Source organism: Dysgonomonas termitidis, from assembly GCF_042654545.1.
In the GTDB taxonomy this organism is placed as follows: domain Bacteria; phylum Bacteroidota; class Bacteroidia; order Bacteroidales; family Dysgonomonadaceae; genus Dysgonomonas; species Dysgonomonas termitidis.
In genome coordinates this window covers 50,568-62,409 of the sequence record NZ_JBHSGN010000111.1, presented here as the reverse complement: position 1 = coordinate 62,409, position 11,842 = coordinate 50,568, and the positions used below count along the sequence as shown (strand labels likewise).

The window sequence follows — 11,842 nt, the reverse complement described above, 5'->3', positions numbered from 1 at the left end:
TGGTACATGGGGTCAATTTAGACTGGCACGAGGGGGCAACGCTCACTGGATTTTCCAATAGTAAACGCTATGGTTCCCTCACATAATTCTACTTCTGCAAATTCCGGGGAAATTGAAACAGGAATTTCCCCTATAAAGCTTTTATCTTCATTTATTGGGATTTCGAATGTATTTGTTGTGCCTGTTATTAAGTTGGGGGTGTAAATAGAGATATTTTGGAGAGATTGTTGTAAATTCTTCCTCAAATTAATAATCTTTCCAGAGATTGTAGCGATACCCATCTCTAACTTAGGATTATATGTATCATCTTTGCCTTGTTGAGCAGAAATATATGGGGTAAAAGTTATACTGAAGATAAAATAAAAGATATAGAAAGTCATTCTATTATTCATGAACTACAAAGATTAGAGTTGATCTTGATATTTTTTATAAATATAATAATAAAACTTAATAGATAATATCTTTACGAAAATTTAATCCCTCTCTGATTAAAATATTCCTAGCCAAAATCTATTGAAAATGGCATCTCTGGGCTATTGGAACGGTTCGTCAGGTTCCTCGGGTCTTGGGTTAGTGGAGGAGGGACAAGTGAAGAAGACTGTATGTCTCAGGTTATGTACTGGGGACTGACCGGGCAAGGAACATCTGTTGGTAATATGTCTCGCAAGTCATGGTAAAACTTGGAATTAAATTAAGAATAATTCCTTATCTTGTGATTCTTATAAGATAAGAAATTATTAAAAATTATGATATATATTAATAAGATAAAGAATATCAAACCAATTGAAGAAAGGAGTGTATACCCATATAACATACCTTCAATAGCAAAATTAAATGAGTTAACATTTCACAAGAATATTACATTTATTGTCGGGGAAAACGGATCTGGAAAGTCTACTTTAATTGAGGCTATAGCTATAAATGCAGGATTTAATCCAGAAGGAGGAACCCATAATTTTAATTTTCAAACAAAAGAATCACATTCAAGCCTATTTAATGATTTAAAATTATTCAGATCACCTTATCGTGAAAAAGACGGCTTTTTTCTGAGGGCAGAAAGTTTTTATAATGTTGCTACCGAAATAGATAAGCTTTTTGAATTTGAAAAATCCAAGCGAGATTTATATTACGGAGGTTCACTCCACGAACGATCTCATGGGGGAGAGTTTCTTATCATTAATACATAATAGGTTTTCAGGTAATGGGTTATATATTTTAGACGAACCCGAATCGGCTCTTTCTGCGACCAATCAAATGGCTCTGCTGGCAATAATGAAAAACATATCAGATAATAATTCACAATTTATTATTGCGACTCATTCACCTATATTGATGGCTTATCCGGAAGCTGATATTTATTGTGTAACAGATGATGGATTAAAACTTGTAAGTTATGAAGAGACAGAACATTATAAGTAAACAAAATATTTTATCAATAATTATCGGTTAGTAATCAATGAGTTAGGACTACAAGCTTTATAAGGAAATATAGGTAACTTTGGATTTAACCACCAATGTAAAGAGATTCTGGTAACAATACTTTTATTAAAAGATTCTTCAGGACTATTTATAAAAATAGATATATCATTATTGTGAAATGTTTTAAGGTGAGTGAAGCAGAGAAACAATGTAAAGGTAAAAATTCCCGTGATATCTGTTATGTTAATGGTGAGCGAGGATATTGTTCGACCTTGTAGTTGGCCTTTACACAAAATTATGGATAGTACCTGAAAAATAAGCTGGGAATATATTCCCAGCTTATTTTTTTACCGTTTAGTTCTTTTTACTCTTATTTTCCGATACTTAAAACGCTGATTTGTCTAATATTCTGCAGGTCGCTGTAGTCGTATTGATACAGGCCGCCTTCAGCAATCATCATCAGTGTATTGTCATGTGGTATCACGTCATATCCATTCATGCCTTTATGATGGGCCAGTTGACTCGACATCAGTTTTTGGGGATCATCCGATTTATAAACTTTCAGACCATCGTCACAGAGGAATAATATACCATTATCTATTCCTAATCCCTTAGGATTGGTCATTGCATAAGATACTATCTGTTTAGGCATTTTCACATCACTAACATCTACTATAAACAATTCATTTGTATTTTGTCTGCACATATTTCCCGAATGAATGGTGACATAGGCCAGATCATCTTCCACAACAACGGGGTCACAGCCATAAACATGTTGTAAGGATGATTGATAATCGGGCTTGAGCGGATCTTTCACCGAGTATATCAACATTCCGGTCGGCGTACCCATAAACAGATTATCTTTATAGCTGAAGATCGTTTCTACATTCCAACCAATATAAATATCATCTGTTGCTTTTACTGGTTTGTCCCCTGATAGGTTAAATATACTCATATTATTATTAATTACAGTGTATAAGTAATTCTGGTATAAACCAAAACGGGACATGGAACCATTTAGCCCGCTTGCACCGTTACTGCTACTACTGCTGTTTTGCATATATGCATAATCATGACATACTATCATATTCTGTTTAACGGGTTCGGTCCTTTCTACCAATTTCCAGCCTACTATGACACCTTTATTGTCATTAAGATAACACATTGCATAGTCATATCCAAACTGGAAATTTTCCATTGGTGGTAAAACGTTTTCAAAGACGTTCTCTAACCGGCCCTTGAGTTCCGGCTGTGCAGGGTTGCTTATATCAAACCATACGAGGTCTATGTAGGAATCAGCATAGAGCATATTGTTACGGATGCTCAGGTCAGCATTTCCGATAAGTTCTATGTAACCGACATTTTTAGGTTCAGAGGGAGTGCGGTTATCGATGATATGAATACCTTTATCAGGCTCAGATATATAAAGATAGCCCTCATAGAAGCATATTTTGCCTTTTTGTGTAATCTCTTCAGGTGTGACTGATACCTTTATGGAATTACGAAAAGTGATGGCATTCATAAATACCGGTTCGTGGATTTTGTAGGTGATGGTTTCAGTATTGTCATTATCGCTACAGCTATACAATACACAGAATGCACTAATGTATAATAGATACAATAGATTTTTCATTATTTAAAGATTTAAGTTATTAAAAAATTCCGGTTGTTTTAAAACTTGTATCTGAGTCCGGCACCAAGACCAAATACTGAAGGTTTTTCTGTTCTAATGCTAATTGGTTGTTTATTATCGAAATAGTAAGAGAATCTAGGCTCAAAATATATACTCCAGTCGTTATAGAACATGTAAGATGCTCCAAGCGATGCGTTTAAAGACCATTGCAGACCGCTTATGCTTCCCTTGTCGTGAACGACAGCTGTACTATTGTTCTTATCATATATATCTTCCGTATATTTATATCTTAAGCCTTTCTCCACCATGCCTCCGGTAGATAGGTAGATATTCCAGTTCGAACTGTTCCATAGATACAGGACGACATTGACAGGGATACCAAGATAATGCAGTTCCTGCCGCGCTTCTAACGATTTAATCGCTTTCTTCCGGAACTGTGATGATAAGTATGTGTATGTCAATCCGGTTTCAAATCCGAGATATTTATTGATATCCTTGCGGACGTTAACACCGAATGATAATGGTAGAGAGTGATCCATTTCTGAAAAATCATTTACGCTGAGATCCTTGCTTAACAGGGCCTTCGTGTCTGAAAATGATTCCGAAATGTTTGCCGATGTGGCATAGTCATACATAAGCCCCTTATACATATTCCCATTCGACGACGAACCGCCTCCGGATGAAAATGAGGCAGACATCAGCCATCTGCTGTCGTTATTGCCGGCCTTTGCAATCAATAACCTGGCTGGTTCTTTAGGGGTTGCCTGCACAGGTTTCTTTTCCTGTATAGCAGGGACGGTGTCAGAAGTATTGACATTGGTCTCAGCTATATTATTATTCCCGGAGACCACATTCTGTACCATATTTTCAATATGAGCCATACTGATGGTATCTATGATCGTTGCAGGTACAGCTTCGTTCACAATTCCGCTTCCTTCTGCTATATGCCTGTCTCCGGCAGTCTTACTACTTAATGTGTGTGCGGGATAGCTTTTTGCGGGTATATGACTATCATTTCCGCTAACGACAATGATTGGCTGTTTGCCGGGTTTTGTTATTTTAATCCTGGTGGTATTAAAATTATCGATTCCGGTTATGCGGTTGAAAGGGGGCTCATCATTCTTGGGTATAGAGAGTAGTAAAATCACGATGACAGCTATAGCTGCAACAGAGCCCCCGATCCACCAGACAGACTTCCTCTGTTTGGGCTTCATCTGAAGCTCAATTCCGTTCCAGCAGTCTGCATCTACAGGCATCCGGTAATCTACCAGTTTTTGCCTTATCAGTCTGCTGAATTCGTCAGGTTGTTCGTTATGGCTTTTCTTGTCTGGCATTTTCATGCATTAATAGAGATTCCACATTTTTTTGTAAAACTTTCCGCGCCCTGATAAATTGAGAACGCGAAGTACTTTCTTTGATATTCAACATATTTGCTATTTCGCTATGTGTATAACCTTCTATGGCAAAAAGGTTGAACACTGTCCGGTAACCTTCCGGTAAGGCCGCTACACATGCCATCAGCTCATCTGCCGAAATCTGATCCAAAGCCGAAACATCAACATTCTCCATCGCTTCGTTATAATCGTCGATGTTTACACTTAATTTAAGAGCGTCGTTTCGCCGGAGATATTCCAGTGCGGTAGTCACAAAGACCCGGCGCATCCAACCGCCCAGCGAACCTGTTTCGGAATAGGTGCCTATTTTGGTAAAAACCTTGATAAACCCATCCTGGAGTAAGTCTTTGGCCGTTTCCCTGTCATTCGTATAGCGCATGCAAACACCCATCATGACCGGCGCATGTAACTCGTACAATTGTTTACGAGCCCATGATTCTCCACGTTTGCATCCCGCTATTAATAACTGTTCATTCATCGGCTAACTATACTCTCTACTTACATTGATGCAATAACATTTCCAAAAGTTGCATTTATGTAAAAATAAAGGATTTTTTAATTGGACATTTCCTAACTTGTAGTTTAACAGGTTATAAAAGCACTGTGTTTTTCTACAATGTATAGTAAAAAAGCTTCCTTTGAGAAGCTTTCAGTTAACAGGAGAAATCTTTTTAATCTTAATATTCCCTATTCTTTTATCCTTCGCAATCTCATTATTATTTTTTCAGGATCGTCTTTATCCATAATTGTGAGGATATCATCTTTCAAGACAAATTTGCATTCCCGCTGTTTCCCGTAATTATCCGTTATTATTATGCGCTCGTCCTTGATGGTGTATATACCGATACATTGGCTTCTGACAGAGCCTTCACTTGTCCGTACATCCATATAGACGGTATCATATCCGAAACGGAGTTCGGGTGATACGATCGTATCATCAGGCATTTTGATAGAGGTCTCATCCGTACCGTCTATATCCATCGCCCATCGTCCGGCAATGGTATTTCGTTCGCCACAGGCCATCAGGGCGAAGATAAATAAGCAGCAAAATACAAGTTTCCTCATTCTTTCTCATTCACAAAAACGATGCAATATATAAAAATATCAGCTATCTTGTAATATTTTTCTTAGATTTGTATAATGTCTAATCTATATACCATGAGAAAAAGGATGCATCTCTGTTTATTATATTCTCATAATCAGGCGCGGATGCGCACCATTGAAGAGGTGCTTTCGGATGTTGAATAATAAAATCGCCGGATATGAAAAAGCTATTGTTTCTTATATTGTCAATAACTATATTTATCTCTGTATTTGGGCAGGAAGGGCATAAGCTGAATATAGATATAGATGTATCGTTTAACCTGAATTATGCATTTGATAATAAAGATGGAATCAGAGATCCTGCCGCCCTGGGAATGAGTTTGGGATATGAATATGATGTGAATATGTTCTTTGGCCTGGAAGCCGGATTTAGAGCCGGGGGATTTAATCAGGGTATCCGTTATAATGATCCCAATATAGGGGTTGATGGCTTTGATAATCCATACAGTTATACAGAGACATCCTATAAAGGAACATACTGGGCTCCGTATATAGCCCCGAAGCTTTATCTCCCGATAGCATATGACGATAAAAAGGACCGGGCTAAATATATTTTTATAGAAAACAGGTTTTCATATACCCGTATCAACCTGAATAAAGCAAAAGGAATGGATGCGGCTGCTCATAAGTACCGCCTGATATACGAAATAAGGTTAGGGTATCAGTTCCCGATAGATGACAGATGGGCTATGAGTTGCTGGCTGGGATACAACACATTTGATTTTTCGAAAGTGAAACCGGAAGTTATTGAATATAAAAACGCAACACCTATACAGATAGGGATAGGCTTTAATTATATTATCAAGCAATAGAGGATAACTACCTGCATGCCCCAATTATTATGTAATTGGAGTAATTAAGTTTAATTAGGAGTCGGTAGGGGCAAAGATTCATTTTTTTTGATTATCTATACATGATTAAAACTGATAAGTAAGCATAAATAGAAAAAGAAAATTCGGATTTATTATAATAATGTTATCTTTGCCGCATTTTAAAACCAAAATATTGTAGATGACCAAGACAGCAATTATAATAGGAAGTTCAGGACTTACAGGCTCACAACTACTAAAAGCATTACTAACCAGTAATGTATATGGAAGGGTTATCAGCTTTGTGCGTAAAGGATCGAAAATATCACATCCTAAACTGGTACAGCATGTCGTCGATTTTGATAATCCTGAATCGTATCAGGATTTGATCGTGGGAAATGATATGTTTTGTTGTATGGGAACAACAATTAAGAAAGCCGGGACCGAAGAGGCTTTTGAGAAAGTAGACCTGCACTACCCTGTTCAGTTTGCTAAAGCCGCAGTAAATAGAGGTATAAAACAATATTCAATTATTTCGTCGGTTGGGGCGAATTCAAAGTCCGGTAATTTCTATTTGCGGACAAAGGGCAGGTGTGAAGAAGAATTAAGAAAACTTCCGTTCCAGTCTATTTCCATATTTCGTCCTTCGTTGCTGCTGGGAAACAGGAAAGAATTCAGGCTTGGGGAAAAACTGGGTGAATATGTTATGAAGATATTCGGGGTTTTCTTTGTGGGTAAGCTGAAAAGATATAAACCCATTGACGTGAAAAAAGTGGCGTATGCCATGTTTGATACCGCTCAAAAAAATACAGTAGGCTACCATATTTACGAATCCGAAGAGATTGCCGAAATATACACGGAGAGCCATAGATAAAGTCCGGACTCCTTTCCTCCCCAAAATTGTATTATATAAACAGTTAAGTATTACTGAATACTTATTCGTCCTTACATAATATTTCTGGAAAATGCGGCAGTAATTTTTATTGATTACTTATTTCTGTAAATTTTTTCCTGTTCATTATTAATTCATTATCTTTATGGAATAGATAATCTCTTGTAACCATGGAGGATAAAAACATGAAAGTCGAAATAAGACAGGAGGAAGCATGTGACTTTCCGGCAGTTTACGATATCAATCTAAAAGCATTCAACAGAAAAGAAGAGGCGCGGCTTGCAGACCGTTTACGCCTGAGTGACGGATTTATACCCGAACTTTCACTTGTCGCGATAGTGGAGAATAAGATAGTAGGGCATATCTTATTTACAAAAATCAGTATAATAGATGAGGAAAAACGTCAGGATAGCCTTGCTCTGGCTCCCATGGCAGTGAGCCCGGATATGCAGCGCAAGGGCGTTGGAGGGCAGCTGATCCGTTTCGGCCTGGATAAGGCCCGGCAGCTTGGATATAAGTCCGTTGTTGTTTTAGGGCATACCGGGTATTACCCGCGTTTTGGCTTTGTCCCTACAAGTAAATGGGGTATAAAGCCTCCGTTCAATGTTCCTGCCGATGTATTTATGGCAAAAGAATTAATTGATGGCGGCTTGTCGGATATTAAGGGGATAGTAAAGTATGCCCGGGAATTTGAAGAACTGTAAAGCCTTACTGTTCGTTTTCTATTATTCTTTTCAATTTATCCGGAGTCAGTATTTCATTTGTAAAGAATTTTCCGTTGATGAAAACACAATAGCTTGTCACCGGGGCTAAATGGTTTTGTGCCATTTCTTTTGTCGTGATCTGATGTAGCCGTACCGGATAATCGGAAGCCAGGATAACGGGTTCTAATAATTTTGTATATGGCACGGTAAACGGACATTGTGCCGTATAGAAGATGTCAATCCCTTTTATTCCGTCTCCCATTCCTTTGCGCGCCGAATCATTGAAGCGGGGTAGGGGCGCATCTTTGTCGAAGCGTTTTACGGCCAGTTCGAAGAAAGGAGGGCAGCTATCGCTTATTTCATATCCATGACACAACATAAACGCCTTGTCGGAAAGGAATGGCTTTTTCTTTTGCCCGACAATCAATACTACACCTTTATATCCGTTTTTGAGTGCGTCGGCCTCGCAACCGGCGAGTAATTGTTTCCCGTAGCCCTTTCCTTTAAACGAACCGGATACCCAGAAACAATTAATATATAAGTATCCGTCTGCCATTATCGGTACCCATGCATTGACCGCGGGAATATATTCTATAAACACTTTCCCCCGGGCATCGAGTTTCTTAAACCTCAGTCCTTCCTGCATACGGCAACTGAGCCATTCTTTTTTAGCAGCAACACCTGTTTCGGTTGATTTGCTGCTTATCGAGCAGCAGATGTGTTCGGTTGCAATATTCCCGGGAGATAGTGTAATTATATTCATCTTATACTGATTTTAGAACGTTCTTTTTGCGGTTTCTAAAACTCTAACAGTTGATATGATCTATCACATGGTTTACGGCTTTATCGTACCCGTCTTGAGTTGTTTTTCTCATTCTTTTATGCAGATGCCCAGCGTTTTAATGTGGGGAAATATTCCTTCATCTGAGCAACAGCCTGTTCTTTGGTTAGTTTTTGTTCAGTATCCTTGTTGAAATCGTCCAGATATTGTACGCAATGTTCTATCATCTCGTCCATTGTAATATCTTCGGTGAACTCACCGTCTGTGAAGCAATACCGGCAATATTCATGATTCTTGCTTTGGTCGGCGTTTGTTCCGAAATCTTCATCTGCATTTAGGGGCATGCCACAGCTTTGGCAAAATTGTTGGTTCATAATGTTCTGTTTTAATGGTTAATAATCTTAATGCAAAGAAAAGGATTTATACGACATGTCAGGTTGTCCATTCTTGCTAAATTAGGATATTTTTATCCGGCCGGTTAATTAAAGTTAAACGGGATTGTTGCGATTAATCCTTTTTGTCGTTATCATATCAAAGATACAAAGAGATGAAATTCAGTATTCACCTTTTAATATTTAAAGTTATGAAAAAGTTTTTATTAGCATTCGCATTATTCATAGGTGTTACATCATTTTATAACACTGCCGAAGCTCAAAATATAAATGTAAGTATCAATATAGGCCGTCAGCCGGCGTGGGGCCCTGTGGGATATGATTATGTAGGATATTATTATTTCCCGGATATAGATTGTTACTACGACGTGAATGTAGGTTTATTCTATTATTTCGACAGGGGGAGATGGATTTCTGCACGTTACTTACCATACGGATACCGTAATTATGACTTGTACGGACTATATAAAGTGGTGTTGAATGTGCGTGATCCGTGGAGATATCACCATATCCACTACAGAGATTATGCCCGCTACAGAGGACACCGTAACCAGATCGTAATACGTGACAGCCGTGACCACCGTTATCATGATAGCCGTAATAACAGGGTGATTTGGTATTCAGACAGCAGGAAAGACCATAAAAATAACAGTGGCCGTCCAAATTATAATTATAACAACCGTAAGGACAATAATTATCGCCCTGACAATAACTATAACAATAGCAGAAAAGATAATAACCGCAACAAGGATAAGAATTACAACAGCGGTCAAAAGAATGACAATAAGCGATCCGACTACGGTAACCGTGATAACCGTTCCAACAGGAATGACAATGTAAAGAGCCGCCCGTCTACAAGCCGCGACAATAACCGTAACAGTAAGGCTACGCAGTCATCTTCGGGTAGGAGTGATTTTAGGATGGCGTCGAGTACAGGCTCGGAAAGAAGTAACAGGAGATAATTAAATATAGGTTTAGGTGAATGGTTTTTTGAATGAAAGTGACAGGTGTATATCTATCAGGATATACACCTTAATCTTTATAAAATTGAAAAGCTTATCGTACCTTTGTATATATAAACACAAATAACACAAACCCCAATAATGAGAAAATATCTATTGATTATAGTTCTTCTTCTCGGCTTTACGCAGCTGATGAAATCACAGGACAGCCTGTCTGTACAATCTTTCCCAAAAGAAAATATTGTAGGCAGATGGGTTGAGGCTGAACGTACGGAAGGTGAGAAGACAAAACCTGCCGGAGAATTTCCCGATACATATATATTCCGCGATAATATGGTGTTTCACAAAGGTGAAGCTGCAGAAGGAGTCATCGTATTTAATATAACCGGAAGATATGAATTGGAAGGTGATTCTGTAACCATCTACTATAACAATTATTTGCTGAATAAGGCGAACAGGACAAAACCGAAGAGAATCCGCTTTACAGTGCTGTCTGTCTCTGATAAGGAGATGCTTGTCCAGGTGAAAGATTATGACTATGAATACAAAATGCTGTTGAACAAGCAGGCTCAATAGTACAATATATCAGGTATTTTGTCGTTTATATTCCTGTAAAGTTGTTAAATATAGATGTTTAAGCATTGCATAAACATAAAAAAACATATGGACAGATGAATCTTGCGACAGAATTGTATATCTTTGCCATTTAATTAAAACACAATAGTCCATTACTACAAAACGATGAAGAAAATCTTATTTATTCTATTTTTCTCATTACTTGGGTTATCCGGTTGCGTCAATAATGGTGATGAGCCTGATCAGCCTGTGATACCTCAGCCGGAACCTCCGGTAAATGCGGCAGCAGATGACCTGATAGGTACCTGGGAGACTTATTATTACAAGAAAGATATAATCTATATTTATTCGCCAGGCGAACAGCAGATATTTCCCGGCTTGCGGCTTGTTGATTATGACGGGTACAGGACCGAGTTCTATCTCGATCCGGCAGATAATAAATACAAATTTAAAAGTTATAATGTAATCGATCATTTAAATGATGAAGGAACATATTCGGCAAGTAGCGACACCATATACTTTAAATTTACTTATTTGGGCGGTGTGGCAACGGATACCACAACAAAACAGATCATCCGCCGCTTAGACCCGTCGAAGGGAATACTTAAGACGGAAGATATTTATCCGGGAACTATAGCGAATACAGGTATGAAATTTATAGTAACAGACATGAAGGCCCAGCGAAATGTCGCAATTGCCCCTACATTTACAGATGTATCGAAGGTGATGGTCAATACATACTTCGATGAATTGTCGGAGGCTCCTTGGGATGTAAAGGCATGTGCCTATTATTACAATGGTCTGTACCAGCCCGGTGAGACGGCGAAAATGGAGGAAGCCCTGACAAAAACTCAAACTTCATATAGATTCTATAAAGATGCGCAGGGGAAGAAGTTTTGTGTCATTAGTTCTCTAAATCCGGAGACAAACGAAATAGAAGCTGATAAGAACTCCCCTTATCCAATAATCATAGTAGATGATGTGATCTATTTTTTCTACACGGATAAAGTAACAGGAGAAATGAAAGACTTTGCGGCATGGGTGACCGAATGGAAGACTGCTAACGGAGCCCGGACATATATAGATAAGAGAAGCGAGAGGCTTGGCAATGATATATCTGCGATAGTAACAAGGGACCTTCTTCTTGTCCAGAGAAAAAACTGAGAGAACTTATAT

15 protein-coding genes are annotated in these 11,842 nt (G+C 38.3%); 8 read left to right on the top strand and 7 right to left on the bottom strand.

Annotation, left to right across the window (positions count from 1 at the left end; translation table 11 throughout):
- Nucleotides 1-17 precede the first annotated feature (17 nt).
- A complete protein-coding gene (locus ACFO6W_RS18535; RefSeq protein ID WP_379999154.1) occupies nt 18-392 on the bottom strand; it encodes a hypothetical protein in 375 nt (124 codons plus the stop codon).
- Between the two features lie 354 nt (nt 393-746).
- On the opposite strand from ACFO6W_RS18535, the gene ACFO6W_RS18530 reads away from it, so the two are divergent.
- Both ACFO6W_RS18530 and ACFO6W_RS18525 read left to right on the top strand, forming a co-directional pair.
- Nucleotides 747-1,187, top strand: a complete 441-nt coding sequence (locus tag ACFO6W_RS18530) for an AAA family ATPase (RefSeq protein WP_379999152.1) — start codon at nt 747-749, stop codon at nt 1,185-1,187.
- On the top strand, nt 1,156-1,419 hold the full coding sequence (locus ACFO6W_RS18525) for an AAA family ATPase (RefSeq protein WP_379999150.1): 264 nt from the start codon (nt 1,156-1,158) through the stop codon (nt 1,417-1,419). Before ACFO6W_RS18530 ends, ACFO6W_RS18525 begins: the two co-directional genes overlap by 32 nt.
- 370 nt (nt 1,420-1,789) lie before the next feature.
- Here the strand turns inward: ACFO6W_RS18525 and ACFO6W_RS18520 are convergent, their stop codons facing one another.
- The 4 genes from ACFO6W_RS18520 to ACFO6W_RS18505 all read right to left on the bottom strand — a co-directional run bounded on the left by ACFO6W_RS18520 (nt 1,790) and on the right by ACFO6W_RS18505 (nt 5,511).
- Nucleotides 1,790-3,052 (bottom strand): LVIVD repeat-containing protein, encoded by a 1,263-nt coding sequence (locus ACFO6W_RS18520; RefSeq protein ID WP_379999148.1) that lies wholly within the window; start codon nt 3,050-3,052, stop codon nt 1,790-1,792.
- A 38-nt stretch (nt 3,053-3,090) separates the two neighbouring features.
- A complete protein-coding gene (locus tag ACFO6W_RS18515; RefSeq protein ID WP_379999146.1) occupies nt 3,091-4,386 on the bottom strand; it encodes an outer membrane beta-barrel protein in 1,296 nt (431 codons plus the stop codon).
- Nucleotides 4,364-4,924, bottom strand: coding sequence for an RNA polymerase sigma factor (locus tag ACFO6W_RS18510; RefSeq protein WP_379999144.1), 561 nt, complete (start codon nt 4,922-4,924; stop codon nt 4,364-4,366). The genes ACFO6W_RS18515 and ACFO6W_RS18510 overlap by 23 nt, the downstream gene beginning before the upstream one ends.
- 209 nt (nt 4,925-5,133) lie before the next feature.
- Nucleotides 5,134-5,511: a hypothetical protein gene (locus ACFO6W_RS18505; RefSeq protein WP_379999142.1), complete on the bottom strand. Its 378-nt coding sequence runs from the start codon at nt 5,509-5,511 to the stop codon at nt 5,134-5,136.
- A gap of 197 nt (nt 5,512-5,708) precedes the next feature.
- Between ACFO6W_RS18505 and ACFO6W_RS18500 the strand changes: the two genes are divergently transcribed.
- From ACFO6W_RS18500 to ACFO6W_RS18490, 3 genes are all read left to right on the top strand, one after another.
- Complete coding sequence (locus ACFO6W_RS18500; RefSeq protein WP_379999140.1) at nt 5,709-6,362, top strand: hypothetical protein; 654 nt, start codon at nt 5,709-5,711, stop codon at nt 6,360-6,362.
- Nucleotides 6,363-6,561: 199 nt separating this feature from the next.
- Nucleotides 6,562-7,233 carry an oxidoreductase gene (locus ACFO6W_RS18495; RefSeq protein ID WP_379999138.1) on the top strand — a complete coding sequence of 224 codons (672 nt, stop codon included), beginning with the start codon at nt 6,562-6,564 and terminating at the stop codon, nt 7,231-7,233.
- 203 nt (nt 7,234-7,436) lie between these two features.
- On the top strand, nt 7,437-7,955 hold the full coding sequence (locus ACFO6W_RS18490; RefSeq protein ID WP_379999136.1) for a GNAT family N-acetyltransferase: 519 nt from the start codon (nt 7,437-7,439) through the stop codon (nt 7,953-7,955).
- Nucleotides 7,956-7,959: 4 nt separating this feature from the next.
- Here ACFO6W_RS18490 and ACFO6W_RS18485 read toward each other — a convergent pair whose 3' ends face one another.
- Nucleotides 7,960-8,718 carry a GNAT family N-acetyltransferase gene (locus ACFO6W_RS18485; RefSeq protein ID WP_379999134.1) on the bottom strand — a complete coding sequence of 253 codons (759 nt, stop codon included), beginning with the start codon at nt 8,716-8,718 and terminating at the stop codon, nt 7,960-7,962.
- Between the two features lie 116 nt (nt 8,719-8,834).
- Nucleotides 8,835-9,110 (bottom strand): zinc ribbon domain-containing protein, encoded by a 276-nt coding sequence (locus tag ACFO6W_RS18480; RefSeq protein ID WP_379999132.1) that lies wholly within the window; start codon nt 9,108-9,110, stop codon nt 8,835-8,837.
- Between the two features lie 209 nt (nt 9,111-9,319).
- Here ACFO6W_RS18480 and ACFO6W_RS18475 point away from each other — a divergent pair, with 209 nt between their 5' ends.
- The 3 genes from ACFO6W_RS18475 (at nt 9,320) to ACFO6W_RS18465 (ending at nt 11,830) form a co-directional block, all read left to right on the top strand.
- On the top strand, nt 9,320-10,090 hold the full coding sequence (locus ACFO6W_RS18475) for a hypothetical protein (RefSeq protein WP_379999130.1): 771 nt from the start codon (nt 9,320-9,322) through the stop codon (nt 10,088-10,090).
- A gap of 141 nt (nt 10,091-10,231) precedes the next feature.
- Nucleotides 10,232-10,666, top strand: coding sequence for a hypothetical protein (locus tag ACFO6W_RS18470; protein WP_379999128.1), 435 nt, complete (start codon nt 10,232-10,234; stop codon nt 10,664-10,666).
- A gap of 165 nt (nt 10,667-10,831) precedes the next feature.
- A complete protein-coding gene (locus ACFO6W_RS18465; RefSeq protein WP_379999126.1) occupies nt 10,832-11,830 on the top strand; it encodes a hypothetical protein in 999 nt (332 codons plus the stop codon).
- Nucleotides 11,831-11,842 lie beyond the last annotated feature (12 nt).